We start from the raw sequence: 20,921 nt of genomic DNA, 5'->3' as shown, positions 1-20,921 counted from the left end.
CTCACTGTTGCTGAGACCCCAAGCTACGGCATCATCCCTTGGGAGCTAGAGAAGCCGAACGGACACACATTACCAATTCTTCGATGCTGAAGGGCTTACAAAGGTAACCAATGATACCCTCGGCCGAAGCGCGCACATCGACCTCGTCATTGGGGTATGCCGAAATCAGAATCGTCGGAATACTATGACCTAGATCCCGTAATCGACGGTGCAGCTCGAAGCCATTCATATCCGGCATTTGCACGTCGGACACGATGCAAGCGCTATCCAGGACCTCAGGGGAGGCTAGAAACTCGGGGCCAGATGCGAATGTCGCGACCCGGAAACCCATCCAAAGAATTAGGCCCGCAACGGACTCGCGGATCGACTCGTCATCATCAATGATCGAGATTAGGACCTTTTGGCCAGTGGCCCGACCTGTGTCCGTCTCATGCGGTGTGGCCATCTACCACCTCCGAAGACAGTTACGCTCTGCTGACATTCCCGCCACCAGACTGACGCTCGCGGCCGTGCTCACCATGTCCGTAACCGAACGAACTTTCATTCTTGCATCACTCTCCCATGAGGTGCTTCCATCTCAATCCGCCTATGCCGCGTCTCGCACCGGTTCGACTCGCAAGCCTTGAGTGACCAAAACCATGACCTCTCGCAGGCGGCTGGTTAGCAATCCCGTAGTGCTCCGTCTGCCGCCCTGTCGTCCCGAACTTTCTACTACCGGTTAAAGATACGTGGACGAGAATCTGAACAGGGACGGCGGATCCTGTCTCATTGCCTCAGCAGCCATCGGAAAAGTCGCCGCTGGCGCAATGGATATGGTTAGCATGTCGAGCCGATCAATCGCAATCTGCTGCTGAGCGTAGATACGGTTCAGGTTTGTGACCAAGAGCGGCTTCGAAGGCAGTGGCACACAACCAAATTACGCCAGCTTATAGGATGCGAAGGTGGCGCTATGGCAGGCCGTGATCATGGCTTGACCCTTCCTATGCAGCGCCACGAGAAAGTCCAGGATGGACCGTGCGGCGTTCACCTCACGTCCGATGGACCATCTTTCGAGCGGAACCTAACGGCTTGGAGTTGACGCGCTCCGCAGGAAGCCGAAGCTGAGACTGGAGAAAGTGGTTTCGAAGTCCGTTTCGGCCCAACTCGGCTGAGACCGCGTCCAAATCACATTCAGCAGCCATGAACCGTCAATCGGCAATGTGAAGGTCGCTCTGCCCGCCTGATCGGTAAGGCGAGATTCCAAGGGCGCGGCGTCGTCCTCCAAATGGGTCAACTTGACCAACGCTCCGGCCAACGGCCGGCCCAAATATAAAACCCGCACGGGAAACTCCGCGGATCGTGGGAGTGCATAAGGGCTGCGGTCCGGTACGATCTCCAGTGGTAAACCCAGGGGGCGAGTTATCTGCCCTTGAGGACCTGTGCCAACGGGGCCGACCTGCATTATCGATTTCGCACATCGGCTGTAATTTTCTGATCCATCGCGGTCCATGCGACCAAGACGGGTCCGCAAATCGAGCGCCGGGGTCAGTCCTTCGGCCTCGAGATAGTCGTTGAATCGGATTGACGGCAAATGTGTTTGAGCGAGGCTGTCCGTCTGAAGAACAATCACGTTCAACCCGGGTTTCTGAAGGGCGAAACTGCCATCTTCCGCACTGCCTCCCAAATTTAGCCCTGCCTTCAAATCTGTTCTCGCACCGTCGGGTCCCACCGCTTCGAAACGGACTATGCGGCGCAGCGGGATTGGCGATCGCTGGCGAGATGGCCCATGCCCTACCTGAAGAGTCATCCCAACGACGACGGCGGGTGAAATCCAGTATGAACTTGGCGCAATCCAGAAATCATGGGCGCCTGCGGGAAACGCACTGCAAGCAAACAGAACAGAAAGTGCGAGCCATCCGCGCGAGCGCAAAATCCGACTAAATTGGCTTCGCCCATCTCTTGTCATGACAGTTCCTATTCGAGGTGGTCAGGAAGATATCCGGGGGTGACATGAAGGAATGGCAGTGTTCCGGCAAGCACAGCGATCGCGATGAGCCAACTCGATGCCACCTTGATAGCGATCGATGCATTTAACGCGATCAACCCGGCTGCTGGGACGATCACTGTAACCGCAAGCAGCGCCCAGAAGGCGTCGGAGGGCACGCCGGAGAACGCTACCACCATGTGAGCCCAAACGCCTGCATTGACTGCAAGTGCAACGCTGCCTGATAGGCCGAGCCCGCGAGGCAGGTGAACAGCCGCGGCGGTGATAGCGGTGCTTATCCAGCATCCGAGAAATGCCATCTCGAGCCAGTCAGGCGGCAAATTCACCCGCAAAACTGAGGCAAGTATGCCGACGAGTGCGACCAAGCTCCACAATCGCGCGCGAAGCGGAGCAAAAGCGAGCGCGAGACCTAATGCCGCAAACAACAGCGCCGGTGGAAGTACCCCTCCCCTCACGGCCGTGTCGCCGCATATAGGAACCAGAGTCCGCTTGCTGTGATGAAGCCACCGGTCAGGCGGGTCGCCACTGCGCCCCAACGATAGCCGTTGAGGGCGCCAATCCCGATACCGAATACGTGTAACAAGCCGGTGGAGAGCACGAAGCCTGTGCTATATGCCACGGGGTCGGCCGCCGAGGGCAGTTCCTCCCCATGGGCATAGCCATGGAAGATTGCGAAAACACCGACGATAAGGGCGGCACACCAGATTGGAGCGGCCGCAGCGAAGGCGATGCAGCCGCCCAGCACCAGAACTGAAAGCGCGATGCCAACCTCGACGGCCGGCAGGCGCAAGCCGACCATTCCCAGCAGAGCGCCGCCTGCCATGACCGTCGGAAAAATTACCGGAAGCAAATAGATGAGCGGGCGTCCCAAATAGGCTCCCCATAGACCCACCGAAACCATGGCCAACATGTGATCTGCGCCGCTGAGCGGATGCAAGAACCCTGACGCGAACCCGCCAGGAAGACCGGTTCCCATGTGGGCCTGCGCCGAACTCGATGCGAAGATCAGCACGATTCCAACCAAGATCTTCATGGTCGATCTGCGACACGGAGCACCGCGGCGCATTTTAATGATCCACCCCTTTCGGATCGGGCGGCGCAAGGAACGGAAAGTCTGTTGCAGAAGGTCGATGCTCATCGCCAAGCAGACCGTCCCAAGCGATTTCGTTTGTGGTTCCTTGGACTAACAGAGATCGCCACATATTCGGTGTGTCGTAAACTGGGCTGCGGCCCCCGCAATCGGCGCGGTAGGCAGTCCGGCCGGCCAATGCTGCCAGTTCAACCGCCAGGAACTGCTTGCACTCACGGACCGCGCTGTTGACCCAGAGCCGGTCGTCAGCGAACATTTTAGCAAGCGCGCGATAGCGTGCCGGAGAAGCAGGCATCTTTTCCGCAAGCAGCTGATTGCCGCATTCTCCGTCAAGACTGTCCTGGAATGCCAACGAACCTTCGATCCGCGTCTCAAAGGTACCACCTCCTTTCACGCCGACCTCGTTGAACTTCTCACGTTCATCACCACTCGCATCGTCAGTCGAAAACGGAGAAACGCCCAGCAAAGTATTTCCAACAAACGGCCGGCCCATCCGATCGAGTAGTCGCTTCGAGGTGGCGGCGGAACCCCAGACCGCCAATATCGACCCCCCTGCCGAGATGGCGTCCAGGTCCACGGAGACAACGATCGCGGACGCCGTCCAATTGCCAAGGAGATTGGTTGCAGGACCGCCATCCGTGTGCCGCCATTGATCGGCAACCGCCTTCGTGGCTTTAGCGTCTAGTTGAGGACATCCGGCAGCATCGGGGGGGGCGCTTCCACCTTTCATGGCAGCAAGCCCCACGCCGTAGGCGCTAATTGAACCTTTGACATTGTTGTAAAAGGGATCGTCGCGCAGTCCCGCGAACAGCTGGAACCTGCCATTGCGGCTCCGTAGACCACCTATGTTGCTGGCATCCCCGTCCACCCGATCCGAGTTGCCAAGCTTGCAACTCGCTAATTTAGGCGTTGGGAAACGGCAGGTGATGGTCGTGGAAGCTGTCGTATGACCAAAGGTCTTCCCGCTATCGATATGCAGCACATATTGCAAACGGTCGGAAAGGCTGTGTCCGACCACTGTCATGACGAGATTCAACCGGCGACCATCAGGCGCTGTCCATGCGTACACGTCAGCAATATCCGCTTGGGGATTCGCGGTCATGGCGGGGGAATCGAAGTGATCAGAGCTCCACGCGGGCTCGATACCGCCGATACACAACGCTAGCATCGTCGCGGCGACAACCGCTCTCTGGGTCACATCCAATCGTTCATGCGGCATCGCGCGTACTCCCGTTTCCCGGCGTTTCAACAAAAGGCTCCGCTTCGCTACAGAATTGAGCCGAGATGAGGACACATCTATTGAACGAACGTATCGGCAATACCATTGAGCAATGGGTGGCTCGACGTAGACACAGGATGTCAATGGGCGGACATCCGCGCGATTGGATTACGACCTCAATGATTTGTGCTTTGACGAACTTGTCAGGCTCAGGCGGCCGAGCGCATTGCCCGATCTGCCGGCAAGACGGGCGTATCAAGCGAAGCCAGCAGCAAGCCAAGTTGTGGCGTTAGAGACAATCTGGAACACCGACCGCAGCAAAAGCAGCCAAAACGATACTGCCCTTTGTGCTCGCGGTGAATGCGCGCCGCAGGCCCAGCACGTGGCCGATCAACAATTCCTGTCGCCACCGAAAGAAGCAGGAGCAAGGCAGGTGACACTGAACGTGCAACTGGCGACCGGGCTTAGCCTTCGCCGCAATTCGGTTTCAACGCTTTGCCTATACGTGTCTGCCGTTCAACGTCAGCTGCTTGAAGTGATCATAGGTGTCAGCGATCTGCCGGCGGTGGGACAGCCATGCCGCCGTCTTTTATTGCACCGATACCAATGATGGATACTCTCCGGTCGCGTTGCCCGCTACACCGGTTTCGGCGAGCGTAGGGATATCTTTGAATGGCCATGGTCCCCGAAACCATATTGGATCCGCACCGCGACGGGGGTAGCGTGCTGAGAGCCTGCAAAATTGCTGAGAGATGGCGGTCATGGCAGGCTGATAATGCTCAATGTCTCCGAATTTCGCGAAGGAACACCACTATGTGTGAACGTGTGGCTGGTCGGCGCAAAGAATAGTAACCCAGCCTCGGAAGTGAATTCTGCTTGCTTCTGAGAGTGCAGCTGACGACACCAAGACGGGCAGAACAGGAAAGGGCATCGATGAGCGAAAAACTTCTCCACCCAGTAAAATTAAAAAGGGCATATGAGAGCCGTGACGTCAGCGACGGTACGCGGGTGTTGGTGGATAGGCTTTGGCCGAGAGGGGTGAAGAAGACGGACGCGGGCATTGATTTTTGGATGAAAGAAATCGCGCCGAGCACCCAGCTTCGGAAATGGTTTGGACACGACCCAGCACGCTGGGAGGAATTCCGCATGCGATATGTTGCGGAGATCAACGAGCATCGCGGTGAGCTCGACCGACTGCGCGATATGATACGGCAGGGAGCTATCACGCTCGTCTACTCGGCTCATGATGAAGCCCACAACGATGCCGTTGTCCTCAGAGATATTCTGCTGAAAGATTGGTAATCATGTCATATCGCTTTGCACGGACTACAATTACAACGGAAGCACCAAACTCGGCCGCTCATCGAAGCTGAAGTCGCATGTCCATCAAGTCTGAGGAACAGTTTCAGCCTCGTGAAGCAATCGCTCAAACCTAACAATCGTCTGGCGAATCAAATCGTGGGCAAGGTTGCTTTCGCCAAGACGCATAGCCGCCTCGCATTCATTGAGCATGGCGACAGCTTTCTGAATTTCGATCTTTAGATCATCAGTTTTTTCACTCATAGCCAGTCATAGCCCCACGGGCGCAACGCGGCAAATGATTACGCGCGCCGATCTACAATTCATGCTCCGACGCGGCGCTCGTAATTAGAAAAACCGACGGTATCGAACTCGTTCCGAGAGTGGAGGATTCGCTGTCCGTCATTGCGGTCGAGATGGACATGTCGAAGTTTGACCTTGTCAAAACCATCATCGGTGACTGGCTAATTGCCAACGCCTATCTGCCGGTGCCCCTTAATGGCCAAGGGATGAAGCGATGTCGTTGTGGCTCGCATGGAGGAGGTTGCACGGATGAGGGCGTTCTAATAGACAGACCCCACAAACGGGGACTTATGATGGACGAACACAACCACGACGTTCACCTGGCCGAGCTAACCGCTGATGTAGTCTCTGCTTACGTGGCCAATAACCCGGTTCCCGTGGGCGCCCTACCTGACCTCATAGCCTCTGTGCACGCGTCATTGTCTGGCATCCGCCAGCCAGTCGCAGCCGATCGAGCAGAGCTGATCCCTGCGGTCAATCCAAATCGGTCGATATTCCCCGACTACCTCGTAAGCCTAGAAGACGGGAAGAAATTCAAATCCCTGAAGCGACACTTGGCGACGTCACACAATCTTACGCCTGACGAGTATCGCACCAAATGGGGTTTGCCGCGCGACTACCCTATGGTGGCGCCGAACTACGCTGCCGTTCGGTCCGCAATGGCAAAGTCAATTGGTCTAGGTCGAAAGACTACGCCAGCAAAGGCACCGGTTAAGCACAAAGCGAAGGAACGCGCCTGACTACCTAACACGAAAGCCGCCGTCCCATTCGCGAGACGGCGGACCTTCCCGTGCCCTACCCCGATATGTGTCTTGCAATTACGGAGCCAACAATAGTGCCCCATTCTGAGACGCTGACGTCGACGGCAATAATCGGTGCGTCGGGCTGCTGCCGCCCGGGCGGCTGCGACACCGGCAATTTTTTGTCTCGCGGAAATCGTCAAGTACGCGCTTGCGGGGCCGCGCTACCAGCTGCTCCAAGGATTGCACAAGCAAGGTAAGATCAGGGTCATTCGGAAACAGCCCAAAATCGTCGAGCGTCCCCTCGCGGGACGTCCATGCGCGTCACTGGCCGGATCGCCGGAATAGTCCGCTAGCCGGAATTTGGTCGCCCATCAGCGCGGGGCGAGTGCGGCAAGTGTCAAAGACATAATTAGGGCGATGCCGAGATCGCAACTGCGGCGATTAGTGGCAATGGACGCGTGTGCAAATCGAAACTCACCGCCGGGCCAGCCTATGCAGCTTGCTCCGCAAGCGTTGCAGGACCGGTATCGCGTTTCCCATTGATCAGGTTGAGAAGATGAGCTGCGGCGCGTGCGTCACAGAGTGCCCTGTGATGTCCTTTGAGGTCGATGTCGTACACGTCGCAGAGATTGGCAAGACTGTAGGATTTATGACCTGGGAATTGCTTGCGCATGGTCGCGCACGTGCAGAGTTTGGGAAACCGGAAGCGACGCTCGAGCCGTTCATATTCGCCGGAGAGAAAGCCGTAATCGAAGTTGACATTGTGGGCGACGAAGATGCCGTCGCCCATGAATTGCATGAAGCTGTCCGCGATCTCCGCGAAAAGTGGAGCGTCTCTTACCATAGCGTTTGTAATGCCGGTGAGCCGTGTGATGGCCGCCGGGATCGACCGCTGCGGGTTGATCAGCGACGTCCATTCATCGACAATTTCATGATTGCGGATTTTTACGGCACCGATCTCGGTAACACGGTCGCCATTCGACCAGCTTCCAGTCGTTTCGATGTCGACAACGACATATTCTTGATCAGGATCGAAGCGAAAATCGACACGTACGATTTCAGCCTTGATACCTGCGCTGGACAACTGACGCAGGCGCGTGAGTTGATTGCGGCGTACAGCGTCTCCTTCCGCCTTGACTTCAAGAAAAGCGACCTCGCCATTGAACTCGATCATCAAGTCTGGAAATCCGTCGCGCATAGCGCGAAAGTCTTCGCTCATGAGCCGAAGGATGGTGCTCACCCCGCCGGGATGAGCGGCAAGCAAGGGTCGTATCGCATCCATGTCGATATGATCCCAGGCAAAGAGCCCGTTCGGTGTCCCCCACTTTCCTGCGATGGTGCGCAAAATTAGGGCGAGCACGGACTGCGACGACACGGCAGACAGCTTCGCGTCAATATCGCGCGCGAACAGACGCGCGAAGCTCTTGTCTTTCAAGCAATGCGGCACCCAGTCGAAGCTCGAATGGAGCTGGCCAGACTCGAACAGCTCTTCCCAGAACAGCAAAGCGAACAGGCAGTGCCAGAGCTTATTCTCTGCATAGAAGACCGTGCGGCCCTGCCTTCGCATGACGCCCGCTACGCCAGCCTCAGGATTTCCGCGCCAGCTGTCGTCGACTGTGACGGTATGGCCGGCCCGCAGCAGTTCGGTGCAAAGCCCTGTTCTCCGACCGTTGAACTTGCGGGCATAAAAATCATTTGCAAAGACGAATTCATCATCGCTCGCCGGATCGTCAATCATCCTGCGAAGAAGCTCTTCCGACCCTTTTTTATCTCCCGTTGAGTAGAGCAAACGCGTCAGGCGCTCATTACAAACAAAGGATGAACCGGCACGATACAGTTGTATCGCAATTCCCTTCTCGCCGTCTTTTTCAAAAAACTGTCCTGCCTTGTGCGCCGCTCGGCTTTTCAATTCCTCGGCGTAGTCGGTTGTGCATTCGGGACCATCGAGAATTTCAGAAATAGAGGCGCGAAAGGTAACCTCGGATTTGATCTCAAATCGATCAAGTAGCCGGCTGTAGTGGAAGCTTGCATGAGCCTCTTCAGCGTCGGTGAAGCGGGCACTCAGGTTTGCATTTTTGTTGGTGCGCAGGATGCCGAGGTCGCGCAGGGCGAAGTTCTTCAAATCTCGCTCGGTCTTCCCGAAATACAGGTACAGCAGGAATTCGACCGGGGCCGTGTCGCCGAGCGCGATGAAATCATCGCCTCCGCAATGGTGATAGGCTGTCTCAAATGAGACGTTCGCCAGATAATATTCGACCACCTTTCCCTTCGCCCAGGACGTTCGCAGATCGGTGAGGCCGGCGTCCTTCCCAGCCTTCGTGAGCGCTTCTTTCGCATGGCAGACGATGAAGGATGCATAGTCGCTGTGCGCGAGTGACCGCACATATCCAAGGGCCCGGAGCACTGCCACGGCGCGGCCAGGGTTCGATATCTCGGCGTAACGAAAAGCCGACTGTCGAAAGATGCTTCCGCGCCGATTTATCATGCGGATCAGAAGGCACTGCGCATCCTTCGAAATTGTCGCAAAAGTCGCGATAAACGCGCGGTGTCGATCCGTCAGCACCGCACCATAGGTATCGCTGACGATGTCGAGCATTTCGGTGAAATGATCATGATAATAATAGACCGGCAACACAGGCAGCTTCATTCAGGTTCATATCCGCTACGCAGTTCGACGCATGCCATTCCTGAGAAGGCTTGAGCGATCGCTCTTCACGGAAGCAGTTAATAGCGTCGAGAAAATTGGCACGTTCTACATTTGTTCCAATCCTGAGAAGATGTCAACGTGGACCTCAATCCGATTGTTTCCTCATGCGTCGCTCAAACGAATCGTCACCTTCGGCTCCGGTCGGAAGCACATAGCTGGTGACATGTTTTTCGTGCCATCAGGTGCGATACACTCGATCGCCAACACGGCATGACAGCGCCGCGGATTTCGTCCTCGGTTTCTCACGAGAAGCCCGAGTACTTCGGGATGCACGCCTCAAGCGATTCGTGGCAAAAGCTACCAACTACCATGCAGCTGGCCATTTCGATCAAAACTTACATAGTCACGGAAGTGATGCGTTCATTGGCGCTGTTTATTAGAGGTACAGCGCCCACCTGGTTTACTGGGGAGGGATATCAACAATCTGGCACGGGTCGAGCACGATAGACATCACGCGATTCGGGAGATCCAAGTTATATTCTCCCAGCTCACCAGAGATGACAATTCCCGGTCGAATAGCCGAGACCAGCCGCAGCCGCGCGATGCTCTCTGCGTCATCTTTGGACACACGACAGAAGAATCCCTTTCCTGGCGTAAGAGCAGGTCCAACCTCGGCAGCGAGTTGGATGAGCCAAGATGATGGCTCCTCCGTGTAATCAGCAACAAAGGCCGTCATTTGAGCGACCACTCGCTGCCGCAGCTTCGCTTCGGCTTCTCCAGCATTCAATGGGTTGGATAGGAGCACTAGGTGTTCTGCAAAGAGCTCCCGCATATCGTTATACGGCGGCAACTTTTGAGCAGCCGACCCTCCGTCCGCGTTCGACGAACTTGCGTCGGCTTGTGATACGGCGCCTATGGCTTCGCTTTTTTCGGCTTCTGCCACTTGCACACGAGATGAAATGCTCACCGGATCGAGCGTGACAATCAAATCATTGCCCGCAAGCTCTGGCGACTTTGCGACGAAATTGGCATACGGCGCGCAATTTAATACCGCACGTACGGCTGAGGCAGGCAAAGCCTCGTCCGCCCTGGTTGACGCCGATCCCGCGGTGATTTCAGTTGGCTTTCCATCAAGCTCTCCCGTCGGCAGCAAGCGCATGCGGACGGATGCCTGTCGTTTCGCATTCGCCGGAAAAGCCCAGCAATTAACGATGCTGGAACCGAGGTCGTCCAAGACCTGTCTATCGATCTCGGCTTTGGGTTTGGATGGCTGGTTACCAACCCTTGCCGCAGACGCAGACGGGGGCTGCGCACTTGTTAGAAAGGCAAGCTGAGGAGGGATGGTTTCTGGCGAAGCCATGAAGGAGACGCCCAGCGAGATAAGCCAGATCCAGATGTATTTTTGCGCCGACCTGTTTGTCACCGCTGCGCGCCTGAGGAAGTAGATGAGAGGCGTCAGGAGAACGAAGCCAACCATCATTGTGTCAGACTTAGCCAACCCGGTCTTGACCAGTTCACCACGGTCGCGAAGGGCAAGGACGAGAGTGGCCAGAGTCGCTCCGACATAGACGGCTGCCAAGGCCCCATCAGCGAGATTGCGGGTTGCGAACCAAGCCGCTAGTACGAGCACCGTGATGAGCAGAGGGGAGCCAGCAAGCAGATATGCGTAAATTTCCGAAGACTCCGGATGCACAAACTTAGCAGTCTGGCGCCCGATCATCGGAGCTAGCTGCGGAGGTTCTACAAGCTGCGGCAGAGGTGGCGCCGACAGATCATCCCTGAAAAGGCGCGTTTGATTGGCGACTTTCCATTCCGTACCAAACTCCGCCGTCCAGACGCGAGTTTCCGGATCCACTTCGCCAGCAGCGATGATGCTTGCCAACTCGGACTCGTCTACCGGCCCGATGGATTTTCCGTCCCGCTCGTAAAACCAAAGCGACATGTTAGTTCTCCGTGAAATCAAGGATGTTGCGCAGCTGTGCCGTGATGGAGCGCGCCGAGACTTGGAATTGCCGGCGGACGGTCGGTTCCGTAGAGCGGGAATGTCGAGTATACTCCGTGGTGGAATACTCGACAAGGCGCTGCTCTCTCGTTCATGACAATACGAGAGGTGCTGGCCTTCAACTTGAAGGCACTGAGAGGCGAGCTAGGGCTTTCGCAGGAGGAGCTTGCTCATAGGGCGGAACTCGACAGAACCTATGTGAGCTCGTTGGAGAGGAACGTCTACAGCGCTTCAATCGACGTGGTTGATCGACTGGCCAATGCGTTAAACGTGGACGCTTCGGACCTTTTGAAACGACCGAAGACAAAGAAATGATGTCCTAGCCACTGAGTGCTGCGCGTCGTTTTGATTCATGGCGGCCCACGCAAAAAATGGCGTCGTGCGGGACGATGTGCTGTCGTCCTTTGGGCCTTGGCCGCTCGTGGGCCATGCGGCAGGCATCGAGCGAGATCCGCGCATAGCCGCTACTATCGAAGAGGATGAGAGAGCGATGGCTGACACGGCGGACGACCGTCCAGTGGTTGAGCGAGCCGAAGACTGACAACACTACGGCCTGACCCGGTTGTCCAACCCAATCGCCGATACGACGCAAGAGCTTTTCAAAACATGGCCGTTCGTCTCGAGCCAGCATAGGTTTTGCTCGGATGGTCAAGTCGTGTTCGGTCGCCATATGCGAGATCGCGACCTTCAGCAAATATTTTAGAGGCCGTGTATCGATACCGTTCGAAGCGGCGTGAGCCGCCCCTACAGACCGATCAACCGATTCCAGCAGTGCGACAAAAAGATCTTGCCAGTCGCGTTGGCGCAGAAGATTCGCTTGAACGCCAAGCGCCAGTCGAACCGCGTTTACGACAGCGTAAACCCCACAGAGGCCATCGAGCTCGCCCTGGCGAAAGGGCAGCGGTGCGTGATGTGACATCAGGCCTCCTCCCTCCCAGGCTTCGCGGGTCGGAGGGGAAGTCGACTACAGTGGTGTCCGAGCGGGCACCAATGGATTTCGCAGGGGAGAGTGTCACGAATGTTGTTCCCATTGCAGACGGACAGTTCGTCCGCGGCGCAGAAACGCCAGACCGCATGCTGCAGCGCTCGTGGCGAGATGGAGAGGGTCGGCTTGCCAGCCATTTTTGCTGCGAGGTCGCGCAAGATAAACTCACAGCCGACAGCGCTGTAGCAGAGTTGCCCATAGAGATGGTCAGCTTGATAGGCAGCATGGATGCCAGTCCGGTGAAGAAAGTTATGCACCAGCGAGTCGACGACGACGACTGATGCGCCGACGGCGTGCCATCGTTGGCGATCGGGACCAGCGTTGAGGAGGATTTGCGAGAGCATCATGCCGGCAAGCTTGCGTGAGACGCCAACGACTTGCGTGAAAGCCGCCAGAAGCTCTTCGCGTCCGGCGGAGACCGGGTCTTCGCTGGTGCTGGTCACATCAAGCAATCGGTCGATGAAGGCAACCAGATCGCCACGGCAGACGTCGCGGATGAACAGATAGAGTGAGAAAGCTTGCTCGTTAAGAACACCCTTCCTCAATGCAAGCTTCGGCACAGGGCACGTGGCCAGGCTGTCGGGATTAGCGCAGGTCTGAATTGCCTTGCGATAACGGCAACCGCGATAGCTATCAAAGTCAGCCAGTTTCGGGCAGAGTTCCTGCTCGCTGGAAAGCCATTCTCTGCTGAGCGCATTGGTGACGCCGTACCATTCGGCGTTGCCGTGCTTTTCGATATAAGCGCGGGCGTGTGAGTCACGAATCCCCTGGTAGCTAAAACCGTCAATCAGTGATCGGTACAGCCAGGAAGTATCGGAATTGGCAATTGCCTCTGACGCATCTGAGGATTGGCCGAGCGCCAATGGATCAATGCCATGATGTTCTGACTGGGCTGGCAGAGTGACCAGCGCTGCCATCATCGCTCGGGCGTCATCAATTGTTTTCACCATCGTCATGTGCCTCTCAATATTCATCGGCGCGCATGACGGTCATGACGCGAGAGGTGACGTTTCGGTCGGAGGCATCGGGTGAAAGAAACTGCCGTTTGAGGTCATAATAGTCGATTTTCCAAATGATTTTGACGCCGTCGACGGTCATGACAGCACAGTCATGCTCGCCGTTGGGGTCGTTCTCCGGTGTGAAAGCATCGAAGGCGGCGATTGCGGCGATGGTCTTCGTTACGGCCGATGCGCCAAGGCCGGCGATACCAGCGGTAATGACAATTGTTCCACCAAGGCGTCGGATCCTAAGGTCGTCGTTGAGTTGACGGATTTTGACTAGGTTTTCATCGAGCATTCCCCGGATCATTTCGATATCAGCCGGTGACATTCCGTTGTCTTTCTTGGTCATGAGTTTTTCCTTTCTTGAGCACGAGCGAAGGCGGCACGGCAGCGATTGCTGCCGAGGCGAAGGTGATTGGATGGTCAGTGGGGGTTAGAGGAGACGCATCAGCTTGCGTTGGGCGGTAGCGTCGCCGTCGATGTAGGATTGGGTGGTATTCAGCGACTTGTGCCCGGCCAGCTGCTGAACGTCGCGCAGCGAACCACCGGCTTTGTGGATCATGCGAGCGGCGTGGGTGATGAAGGTTCGGCGGCCCGAATGTGATGAGCAGCCTTCGAGGTTCAAGTTGCCGTAGACGCGAGCAAACCAGTTGACGATGGTTTTTGCGCTCATTCGGTCTCTGCGTTCCGACACGATGACTGGCCCGGTCAGGTCGGCACCGCGAACGAGTTGCTTGAGCGCCTGGCTGATCTCAGGATGCATCGGAATGCGTCGACCGCTTCCTTTCTTCGCCGCCCACCCAGGCAACTCGATCAATGGCGCGATTTTGCCATTCGCTGTCGATACCATCGACCAATCGAGGGCAGCGATTTCGCAGGCTCGAAGGCCAGCACGAAAACTCAAAAGTACGATTACACGATTTCTCAGCGGCAGTCGGCTTCGCTTGCTCCAAGTCAGAAGCGCGCGCAGTTCCGACGGCCGCAGCAACTTTGCTGGCTGACCTCGCATGTTGAATTCCTTGTGTGTTTGGTGGCGGTTAAAACGGCCGGCTATCTTCGACAAAGCTCAACCAGTTGACACAATCACAATGACACATTTACGAGTTAAATGCAACTTGAGATTGCACAATCACCTTTTGGCGGAATAAATGTGCCTTCGGCGGGCGCGTTCCCGCCGAAGGCAACCGAGGTTCAAGCGCTCGGTGCAGCAAGCGCTACGCGGCGCCGCGATGTACTAAACGACGGCAGGTTCGGCCAATCACGCCACGACAACGTTAAGCGGTCGCTGGAGGGATCGGCGGCAAGGACAACGGCCTCCCACCAGCCGTCCTCGCGGCCGACCGTGGCAAGCACAGTCGAGCCAACGACAATACTAGACCAAAGATCCAGCTGTTGCGCCGGTGCCGTGACGGGAGGCTGGTCGGCGACGCTGCCGGCATCGGCTGGTCGCAGCTCGTGCTCGGTGCCGATCAAAGCCGCGAACTTTTCGTAGACATCGTGTTTTACAAACGCACAGACGACCTTGCCGGCCGGCGACACTCGACCGACCGGTATCTCTTTTGCCAGGACGGCAAGCTCGTCGGTCGACGGGACCACTACGGCGACACGCTGCGCGTGTGCGACAGTAAGAGCTGCGCCAATCGCATCCCCCGCGAACGTGCACGCACGCGGTCTGCCTTCAACGCTACCGTCAAGAATAACGGCAAATTTCTCCATCTCAATCTCCATTGCTGTTTATTTAGTCACGATAGAACATAACATGAACAAACGGCAAAGTCAAATGTAGATGTAAATATAACTGAATATAGGAATAGAGCAATCCGCCGCAACGGTTCCCTAGAGAGGCTAAGCGGTGAATTAAAAACCTGATACTGTCTACTCTGAGCCGAGCGCAAGCTTCCGACGATTTACGAAACGGAAAGGGGCACTGAAGGCGCCCTTTTCACATGCTCGGGCTTGCGATCGAAGATAGTGATTGAAGTAGGGCGCAACTCATCCGAGCAGCAGGGAGATAAGGTAGGCGCAACCAGTGGCGTTTCGTTCTGCGCTGCGGCTTGCGAATTTGAGAGTACTGTGCAGCAATTTCTACGTAGGTCAGCGTTTCGGCAGTTGGCAACACGGACCGACTTGTCAACGCGGGTCCCAACCAACGGCCCGATGCCACTTCACCCGAAGGCTTACAGTACGAGAGATGCAACGATGGGCAAGAGATCGCGAATTTAGAGACTGATCGCGCCGCCAGGCATATCTCATCTCGTCGTCAGCTCTTGGCCGTCAGCGGAATGGCAGCTTTTCGCGTCCGAAGAACGATAGCGGACGTTCAGCCGGTGGGACCAAGACGTTTGGCTTAGTAAGTTTTGCGCTCGCAACCTACGCAAATTGGGCGTACCGTAGGCATATCGTCGGCTGCTAATACATGAGCCGGCGACTGAGAGCGCAAGACTCCCACATCGGACTAGGCGCCTAGGTTCCACAACTACTCGTCGCGCTCACCGGACCATCTGCCTCTGCCGAAACCTCTTTTGCTCGGTTCCGGCCAATATTGCCTTTTGCCAATCGGAAGAGGAGCGTTCTGATGCAGACCATCCAAACCCGCCGCCGATTCCTGGCCGGCGCTGCAATGGTAGGCGCTGCAGGTATCGTCGGTCTTCCGGAGTCACTACACGCTGAACCTCCACTGGAAACGACCACGGTTCGTCTGCCGTGGTGGGTTGATACTTCCTACTGCTGGGCAGGCGCGTACATCGCCGGAGAATTGATGCGCGCCGAGGGCTTCACCGACGTTCGCTACGTGAAAGGCGACAAAAGCATCGACCAATCGGAATGGATCGCGCGCGGCGAGACGGACTTCTCGGTGAACTTTCCGCCGAACCAGATCACGTCGATCGACGCCGGCGTGCCGATCAAGGTGCTGACCGGGTTGCACTCGGGATGCCTCGAACTGATCGCAAGGGAGAACATCCGCAGCGTCACGGAGCTGCGGGGCAAGAGAGTGGGAGTGGATGGTTTCAATAGCTCGCGACACGTGTGGCTGACCCTCATGGCCGCTTATGTCGGGCTCGATCCCGTCAACGATATCCAGTGGGTCTTGACCGAGGGTGTCAAGCCGACGGAACTCTTCGTTCAAGGGAAGATCGACGCATTCCTCGGCACGCCGCCCCAGCCGCAGGAGCTGCGCGCCCAAAAGATCGGCCATACGATCCTCAACAATGCCGTAGACCGCCCATGGTCACAATATTTCTGCTGCATGATCTCCGCCACAACGGACTATGTGACAAGATACCCGGTGGCGACCAAGCGGGTCTTGCGATCGATCCTCAAGGCCGCCGACCTCTGCGCGTCGGATCCGCAGATGGTGGCGCGGCTGATGGTCGATCGCGAATTCATGCCGTCGTATGACAACGCGCTGCAAACCCTGAAGGATATCCGCTACGACCGGTGGCGGGATTTCGATCCTGAAGACTCGATGCGCTTCTATGCGCTGCGCATGCAGGAGACGGGCATGATCAAAGCGGGTCCGCAACAGATTATTGCCGACGGCACCGACTGGCGCTTCCTCGACGAGTTGAAGCGTGAGCTGAAAACCTGATCCCATCTGTCTCGAGGGGAGACGTAGACATGCAAATCAACCAGAGCCGCAGGCGCTTCCTGGCTGGCTTGACGGCTGTCGGCACCGCAAGCCTCGTCGGCGCTCCAACTCGAGTTCTTGCCGAGCCGGCGCCGGAGACCACGCGCATTCGCTTGGCCAAGATCCCTAGCATCTGCGTGGCGCCACAGTATGTTGCAGAGGACCTGCTGCGCGCTGAGGGCTTCACCGAAATTGCCTATGTCGCCGCAGGTCCCGGTACGGCCACGGCCTCCGCGGTGGCGAATGGCGAGATCGACTTTAGCCTCAACTTCGTGACAAATTCGATCGTCGCCTTGGACTCCGGTGCGCGGATCACTCTGCTCGGTGGCGTCCATCCCGGTTGCTTCGAGCTGTTTGCCAAGCGCGGGATCGACAGCGTCGTCGATCTGAAAGGCCGGAGCGTCGGCGTCCAGGGGCTCGGCTCGGGGCCGCATCTGTTCCTCGCCAGCATCGCGGCCTATGTCGGGCTCGATCCGGTGCGCGACATCAACTGGGTCGTGGACCCGGCGGTCAAGCCCAAGGAGCTGTTCGCGCGCGGCGACATCGATGCGTTCCTGGGCTTTCCACCGGACCCGCAGGAATTGCGGCGCAGCAAAATCGGCCATGTGATCGTCAACAGCACCGTAGACCGACCTTGGTCGCAATATTTCTGCTGCATACTGTCCGGCAACAGCGATTTCGTGGCCGCGCATCCTGTTGCCACCAAGCGGGTGCTGCGCGCCATCCTCAAGGCTGCGGATCTATGCACCGCCGCGCCGGCCCTGGTTGCCGAGCGCTTGGTCGCGGGCGGGTTCGCCAGCCACTACGATGATGCGTTCGCAGCGATCAGCGAATTGCCTTACCGGAAATGGCGGGACTATGATTCAACTGACACCGTCCGCTTCTATGCGCTGCGGCTGAAGGAAATCGGCTTGATCGGCTCCACACCCGACACGATTATCGCGGAAGGTACGGATTGGCGTTTCCTTGCGGAGCTCAAGCGCGAGATGAAGACGTGAGTTGCTGGCCGGCATGCGCATTGGCACTGTCTCTGCTCGCTCCTTGGCCGGCGCAGGCGCAGGACGCGCCCCACGAGGAACGCCTGCCCGTTATCGGGCCCGCTCCGGACTTCACGCTGACATCGCAGGACGGGACGCGCGTGTCGCTACGCGATTTTCGCGGCAAGGTGGTCGCGGTCGCGTTCATGTACACCTACTGTACCAGCGTTTGCCCGATGCTGACCGCCAACATGGCGCAGGTGCGCGACGAGCTCGGATCCAACTTCGGGTCGAAGATCGACTTCGTCTCAATCACCCTCGACCCGGAGCGCGACACGCCCGAAGTGCTCGAGGAATATGCCGCGGCTTTCGGTGCCGATCCAAAGGGTTGGTCATTCCTCACGGGCGATCCGTCGGCTGTCCGCGAGGTCGCGCTGAAATACGGCGTATTCGCGCGGAAGACTGCCGAGGGCGATATCGACCATACCACAGTGGCATCGCTCATAGACCCGAGCGGTATGTTGCGCGTACAGTATCTCGGCGTTCGTTTCGACCTCGAGGAGTTCCGGGGTGACCTTCTCAGCCTCTTGGACGAATCCAAGTAACATAACGAACCAGCTAGTCGGCTGGGTTGCCCGGCTGCCGGCGCGCGTCCAGACCAAGCTCTTGATCGCGTTTCTGTCGATCGTCGGCCTGCTGATCGTGCTCGGGGCCGTCGGGTTGCAGGTGTTGAGTGGGGTCAATGACCAGACCAACGAGCTGATCAAGCTGCAACGCAGGATCGCGGCCTACCGCCAGGTACAGCACGATACGACCACCCAGCTCTACGGCATCTCCACCGCCCTGTTGCTTCAGGACGACCGGATGCTGGATGCGGCGCTGCGCCAGCTCAATCAGTTCGGCTACGATCTCGACCGCATGGAGTTCGTCGCCCAAGCCGAGGTGGAATTGCTTGGCCAGGTCAGGCAAGAGTACGAACAGCTGACGGCCGGGGTGACGCATGTGGCCGAACTCATTCGCGCCGGCAATACCGAGGAGGCGCGCAAGGTCCAGCTGGACGAGATCGTGCCATCGGCCGACCGCCTCGAGCGCCTGACCAACCAGCTGGTCAACATCGCCGAAGCCGACATGGTGGCGGCAATAGAGACGACCGAAGGGGCGTACGGAACCTCCAGATTGATCGTCGTCTCCTTTGCGGTGGGCAGCATCCTGCTGGCGCTGGCGCTCGGCTACATCATCTCCTCGTCGTTGGTCGAGCCGGTCAAGAAAATCGAAGCGCGTCTCAGCCAGATAGCAGCCGGCGACTTCGCCCAACAGGTTGTGGTTGCAAACCGGGACGAACTAGGCGCGCTTGCCAGCAACGTCAATCAGACATCCGCGCAGCTTGGGCGACTGTATCAGGAAGTTCAAGCTCGAACAGCCGAGCTTGCACGACTCGTGGGCGAGTTGGAGGCGCTTGGCGAAGTCAGCAAGGCCGTCAATTCCACGCTCGATCTCGACACGGTTCTGAAGACGATCGTGGCCAAGGCGGTTCAACTGTCGGACACGGACGCGGGCACAATCTATGTGTTCAGCGGCACGAGCCAAAAGTTCCGCTTGCGCGCGACCTTTGGGATGAGCAATGAACTCATTGCGGTGATGTCAGATCAGGCCATCGGGCTGAATGACATGGGAATCGGCGGTGCTGCAGAGCACTGCACGCCTGTCCAGATCCCCGATCTCGCTACGGGAACGCGCTCGCTCGTTCAGAAGATCATGCTCGACGCCGGCTACCGGAGCATTCTCATCATTCCGCTGCTGAGGCCGAAAAAAATCGTCGGCGCACTGGTCGTCAGGCGTCGGGAGCCAGGAGAGTTCGACGAGCAGGTCGTGCACCTGCTGGAGACTTTCGCAGCCCAATCGGTGCTCGCGATCCAGAATGCCAAGCTGTTCCGCGAGATCGAGGAGAAAGGCCGGGAGCTGGAGGCAGCTAGCCGCCACAAGTCCCAGTTTCTCGCGAATATGAGCCACGAGCTCAGGACACCGCTCAATTCGGTTCTGGGCTTCACTGAACTGCTGGTCGACGGCATCTACGGCGAGCTCCCGGACAAGGCAAAAGCGACCGTGGTACGCGTGCAGGCAAACGGCCGCCACCTCCTTGGGCTCATCAATGACGTGCTCGACCTTTCAAAGATCGAAGCCGGCCAGCTCAGTCTGTCGCTTGAGGACTATTCCGTCGGACAGGTGGTGCGATCAACCGTCGCGGCTATAGAGCCGCTGGCGCAAGCGAAAGGTCTGACTCTTGCTACGACCATTCCCGAGAACCTCCCGATCGGCCGCGGAGACGAGCGCCGCTTAACCCAGGTTCTGCTTAATCTCGCAGGCAATGCCGTCAAATTCACGGAGACGGGTGCGATCGACATTCTTGCTGGTGCGGCCGACGGACATTTCGTGATCACCGTCCGGGATACAGGTCCCGGCATCGCGTCCACGGACCACGCTCTCATCTTCGAAGAATTCCAGCAGGTCGACAGCAGCAGTACCAAGCAGAAGGGCGGCACTGGACTGGGCCTGGCGATCTCGAAGCGCATCGTCGAAATGCATGGCGGAACCATAGACGTCGAGTCCGTGATCGGGTCAGGGTCGACATTCCGCCTGAAAATACCGATCCGGGTGCAAGGGAACGTGAGGGCCGCATGAGCAAACGAATCCTGATGGTGGAAGACACCGAGGACAACCGCCAGATCATCCGGGATCTCATTGCCACCACCGAATACGAACTGATCGAGGCGGCGGACGGCGCCGCCGGCATCGCAGCAGCCGGAGCGCACAGGCCGGACCTGATCCTTATGGACATTCAGCTCCCTGTGATCGACGGGTATGAAGCGACCCGCCGCATCAAGGCCGACCCAGCGCTCCGGCACATTCCTATAATCGCGGTCACCTCCTACGCGCTTTCGGGCGACGAGGCGAAAGCCCTTGCTGCAGGGTGCGATGGCTACGTTGCCAAGCCATTCAGTCCGCGCCAGCTGCTCGCCGAAATTCGCCAGTTCCTTTCCTGAGG

The 20,921-nt window shown here is 57.7% G+C and carries 22 protein-coding genes; 9 read left to right on the top strand and 13 right to left on the bottom strand.

Annotation, left to right across the window (positions count from 1 at the left end; translation table 11 throughout):
* Positions 1 to 31 precede the first annotated feature (31 nt).
* The 5 genes from ACYG9R_RS19460 to ACYG9R_RS19440 all read right to left on the bottom strand — a co-directional run bounded on the left by ACYG9R_RS19460 (position 32) and on the right by ACYG9R_RS19440 (position 4,293).
* Positions 32 to 445 carry a response regulator transcription factor gene (locus ACYG9R_RS19460; protein WP_050590565.1) on the bottom strand — a complete coding sequence of 138 codons (414 nt, stop codon included), beginning with the start codon at positions 443 to 445 and terminating at the stop codon, positions 32 to 34.
* Positions 446 to 1,060: 615 nt separating this feature from the next.
* Positions 1,061 to 1,945, bottom strand: a complete 885-nt coding sequence (locus ACYG9R_RS19455; protein ID WP_081726953.1) for a DUF4198 domain-containing protein — start codon at positions 1,943 to 1,945, stop codon at positions 1,061 to 1,063.
* Between the two features lie 8 nt (positions 1,946 to 1,953).
* Entirely contained in the window at positions 1,954 to 2,349 is a 396-nt protein-coding gene (locus tag ACYG9R_RS19450) for a hypothetical protein (RefSeq protein ID WP_155923333.1), read from the bottom strand.
* Between the two features lie 86 nt (positions 2,350 to 2,435).
* On the bottom strand, positions 2,436 to 3,017 hold the full coding sequence (locus ACYG9R_RS19445; protein WP_023734901.1) for a HupE/UreJ family protein: 582 nt from the start codon (positions 3,015 to 3,017) through the stop codon (positions 2,436 to 2,438).
* 34 nt (positions 3,018 to 3,051) lie between these two features.
* A complete protein-coding gene (locus tag ACYG9R_RS19440) occupies positions 3,052 to 4,293 on the bottom strand; it encodes a hypothetical protein (RefSeq protein WP_023734902.1) in 1,242 nt (413 codons plus the stop codon).
* 163 nt (positions 4,294 to 4,456) lie between these two features.
* On the opposite strand from ACYG9R_RS19440, the gene ACYG9R_RS19435 reads away from it, so the two are divergent.
* Together ACYG9R_RS19435 and ACYG9R_RS19430 are read left to right on the top strand one after the other, a co-directional pair.
* Entirely contained in the window at positions 4,457 to 4,903 is a 447-nt protein-coding gene (locus tag ACYG9R_RS19435; protein ID WP_155923334.1) for a hypothetical protein, read from the top strand.
* A gap of 323 nt (positions 4,904 to 5,226) precedes the next feature.
* Positions 5,227 to 5,595 (top strand): DUF488 domain-containing protein, encoded by a 369-nt coding sequence (locus ACYG9R_RS19430; protein WP_023734903.1) that lies wholly within the window; start codon positions 5,227 to 5,229, stop codon positions 5,593 to 5,595.
* A gap of 84 nt (positions 5,596 to 5,679) precedes the next feature.
* On the opposite strand, the gene ACYG9R_RS19425 is transcribed toward ACYG9R_RS19430, so the two are convergent.
* Positions 5,680 to 5,856: a hypothetical protein gene (locus tag ACYG9R_RS19425; protein ID WP_155923335.1), complete on the bottom strand. Its 177-nt coding sequence runs from the start codon at positions 5,854 to 5,856 to the stop codon at positions 5,680 to 5,682.
* Positions 5,857 to 6,014: 158 nt separating this feature from the next.
* Between ACYG9R_RS19425 and ACYG9R_RS19420 the strand changes: the two genes are divergently transcribed.
* The gene (locus tag ACYG9R_RS19420; protein WP_460221841.1) at positions 6,015 to 6,635 is read left to right on the top strand and encodes a Ros/MucR family transcriptional regulator; all 621 of its coding nucleotides are present in this window, start codon (positions 6,015 to 6,017) and stop codon (positions 6,633 to 6,635) included.
* 493 nt (positions 6,636 to 7,128) lie between these two features.
* On the opposite strand, the gene ACYG9R_RS19415 is transcribed toward ACYG9R_RS19420, so the two are convergent.
* Together ACYG9R_RS19415 and ACYG9R_RS19410 are read right to left on the bottom strand one after the other, a co-directional pair.
* Positions 7,129 to 9,285 carry an exonuclease domain-containing protein gene (locus ACYG9R_RS19415; RefSeq protein WP_023734906.1) on the bottom strand — a complete coding sequence of 719 codons (2,157 nt, stop codon included), beginning with the start codon at positions 9,283 to 9,285 and terminating at the stop codon, positions 7,129 to 7,131.
* A gap of 460 nt (positions 9,286 to 9,745) precedes the next feature.
* The gene (locus ACYG9R_RS19410) at positions 9,746 to 11,227 is read right to left on the bottom strand and encodes a DUF4339 domain-containing protein (protein WP_023825050.1); all 1,482 of its coding nucleotides are present in this window, start codon (positions 11,225 to 11,227) and stop codon (positions 9,746 to 9,748) included.
* Between the two features lie 153 nt (positions 11,228 to 11,380).
* Between ACYG9R_RS19410 and ACYG9R_RS19405 the strand changes: the two genes are divergently transcribed.
* Positions 11,381 to 11,602: a helix-turn-helix domain-containing protein gene (locus ACYG9R_RS19405; RefSeq protein ID WP_023734908.1), complete on the top strand. Its 222-nt coding sequence runs from the start codon at positions 11,381 to 11,383 to the stop codon at positions 11,600 to 11,602.
* A 4-nt stretch (positions 11,603 to 11,606) separates the two neighbouring features.
* On the opposite strand, the gene ACYG9R_RS19400 is transcribed toward ACYG9R_RS19405, so the two are convergent.
* The 5 genes from ACYG9R_RS19400 to ACYG9R_RS19380 form a co-directional block, all read right to left on the bottom strand.
* Entirely contained in the window at positions 11,607 to 12,206 is a 600-nt protein-coding gene (locus ACYG9R_RS19400) for a hypothetical protein (RefSeq protein ID WP_023734909.1), read from the bottom strand.
* Positions 12,206 to 13,228 (bottom strand): hypothetical protein, encoded by a 1,023-nt coding sequence (locus tag ACYG9R_RS19395; RefSeq protein WP_050590569.1) that lies wholly within the window; start codon positions 13,226 to 13,228, stop codon positions 12,206 to 12,208. Before ACYG9R_RS19395 ends, ACYG9R_RS19400 begins: the two co-directional genes overlap by 1 nt.
* A gap of 7 nt (positions 13,229 to 13,235) precedes the next feature.
* A complete protein-coding gene (locus ACYG9R_RS19390) occupies positions 13,236 to 13,622 on the bottom strand; it encodes a DUF3768 domain-containing protein (RefSeq protein WP_245260138.1) in 387 nt (128 codons plus the stop codon).
* A gap of 84 nt (positions 13,623 to 13,706) precedes the next feature.
* Positions 13,707 to 14,336, bottom strand: coding sequence for a tyrosine-type recombinase/integrase (locus ACYG9R_RS19385; RefSeq protein WP_023825052.1), 630 nt, complete (start codon positions 14,334 to 14,336; stop codon positions 13,707 to 13,709).
* Between the two features lie 128 nt (positions 14,337 to 14,464).
* A complete protein-coding gene (locus tag ACYG9R_RS19380) occupies positions 14,465 to 14,989 on the bottom strand; it encodes a hypothetical protein (RefSeq protein WP_155923336.1) in 525 nt (174 codons plus the stop codon).
* 859 nt (positions 14,990 to 15,848) lie between these two features.
* Between ACYG9R_RS19380 and ACYG9R_RS19375 the strand changes: the two genes are divergently transcribed.
* The 5 genes from ACYG9R_RS19375 to ACYG9R_RS19355 are packed head-to-tail and all read left to right on the top strand — an operon-like array spanning position 15,849 to position 20,919.
* Positions 15,849 to 16,862 carry an ABC transporter substrate-binding protein gene (locus tag ACYG9R_RS19375; protein ID WP_081726954.1) on the top strand — a complete coding sequence of 338 codons (1,014 nt, stop codon included), beginning with the start codon at positions 15,849 to 15,851 and terminating at the stop codon, positions 16,860 to 16,862.
* Between the two features lie 29 nt (positions 16,863 to 16,891).
* On the top strand, positions 16,892 to 17,899 hold the full coding sequence (locus ACYG9R_RS19370; RefSeq protein ID WP_023825054.1) for an ABC transporter substrate-binding protein: 1,008 nt from the start codon (positions 16,892 to 16,894) through the stop codon (positions 17,897 to 17,899).
* A gap of 20 nt (positions 17,900 to 17,919) precedes the next feature.
* A complete protein-coding gene (locus tag ACYG9R_RS19365) occupies positions 17,920 to 18,483 on the top strand; it encodes an SCO family protein (RefSeq protein ID WP_023825055.1) in 564 nt (187 codons plus the stop codon).
* Complete coding sequence (locus ACYG9R_RS19360) at positions 18,449 to 20,557, top strand: sensor histidine kinase (protein ID WP_155923337.1); 2,109 nt, start codon at positions 18,449 to 18,451, stop codon at positions 20,555 to 20,557. Before ACYG9R_RS19365 ends, ACYG9R_RS19360 begins: the two co-directional genes overlap by 35 nt.
* 14 nt (positions 20,558 to 20,571) lie before the next feature.
* Positions 20,572 to 20,919, top strand: coding sequence for a response regulator (locus tag ACYG9R_RS19355; RefSeq protein WP_245260139.1), 348 nt, complete (start codon positions 20,572 to 20,574; stop codon positions 20,917 to 20,919).
* The last annotated feature ends 2 nt before the right edge of the window (positions 20,920 to 20,921 follow it).

Source organism: Mesorhizobium sp. RSR565B, from assembly GCF_054719465.1.
The sequence above is the reverse complement of the archived record's forward strand: the minus strand, read 5'-3'. Positions and strand labels throughout refer to the sequence as shown.

Bases quoted from the DNA above. Each gene is read 5' to 3' on its own strand.
- ACYG9R_RS19395 (WP_050590569.1), bottom strand. From the start codon at position 13,228: ATGACGATGGTGAAAACAATTGATGACGCCCGAGCGATGATGGCAGCG.
- ACYG9R_RS19410 (WP_023825050.1), bottom strand. From the start codon at position 11,227: ATGTCGCTTTGGTTTTACGAGCGGGACGGAAAATCCATCGGGCCGGTA.
- ACYG9R_RS19460 (WP_050590565.1), bottom strand. From the start codon at position 445: ATGGCCACACCGCATGAGACGGACACAGGTCGGGCCACTGGCCAAAAG.
- ACYG9R_RS19415 (WP_023734906.1), bottom strand. From the start codon at position 9,285: ATGAAGCTGCCTGTGTTGCCGGTCTATTATTATCATGATCATTTCACC.
- ACYG9R_RS19380 (WP_155923336.1), bottom strand. From the start codon at position 14,989: ATGGAGAAATTTGCCGTTATTCTTGACGGTAGCGTTGAAGGCAGACCG.
- ACYG9R_RS19405 (WP_023734908.1), top strand. From the start codon at position 11,381: ATGACAATACGAGAGGTGCTGGCCTTCAACTTGAAGGCACTGAGAGGC.
- ACYG9R_RS19375 (WP_081726954.1), top strand. From the start codon at position 15,849: ATGCAGACCATCCAAACCCGCCGCCGATTCCTGGCCGGCGCTGCAATG.
- ACYG9R_RS19420 (WP_460221841.1), top strand. From the start codon at position 6,015: ATGTCGAAGTTTGACCTTGTCAAAACCATCATCGGTGACTGGCTAATT.
- ACYG9R_RS19390 (WP_245260138.1), bottom strand. From the start codon at position 13,622: ATGACCAAGAAAGACAACGGAATGTCACCGGCTGATATCGAAATGATC.
- ACYG9R_RS19430 (WP_023734903.1), top strand. From the start codon at position 5,227: ATGAGCGAAAAACTTCTCCACCCAGTAAAATTAAAAAGGGCATATGAG.
- ACYG9R_RS19445 (WP_023734901.1), bottom strand. From the start codon at position 3,017: ATGAAGATCTTGGTTGGAATCGTGCTGATCTTCGCATCGAGTTCGGCG.
- ACYG9R_RS19370 (WP_023825054.1), top strand. From the start codon at position 16,892: ATGCAAATCAACCAGAGCCGCAGGCGCTTCCTGGCTGGCTTGACGGCT.
- ACYG9R_RS19440 (WP_023734902.1), bottom strand. From the start codon at position 4,293: ATGCCGCATGAACGATTGGATGTGACCCAGAGAGCGGTTGTCGCCGCG.
- ACYG9R_RS19400 (WP_023734909.1), bottom strand. From the start codon at position 12,206: ATGTCACATCACGCACCGCTGCCCTTTCGCCAGGGCGAGCTCGATGGC.
- ACYG9R_RS19425 (WP_155923335.1), bottom strand. From the start codon at position 5,856: ATGAGTGAAAAAACTGATGATCTAAAGATCGAAATTCAGAAAGCTGTC.
- ACYG9R_RS19355 (WP_245260139.1), top strand. From the start codon at position 20,572: ATGGTGGAAGACACCGAGGACAACCGCCAGATCATCCGGGATCTCATT.
- ACYG9R_RS19455 (WP_081726953.1), bottom strand. From the start codon at position 1,945: ATGACAAGAGATGGGCGAAGCCAATTTAGTCGGATTTTGCGCTCGCGC.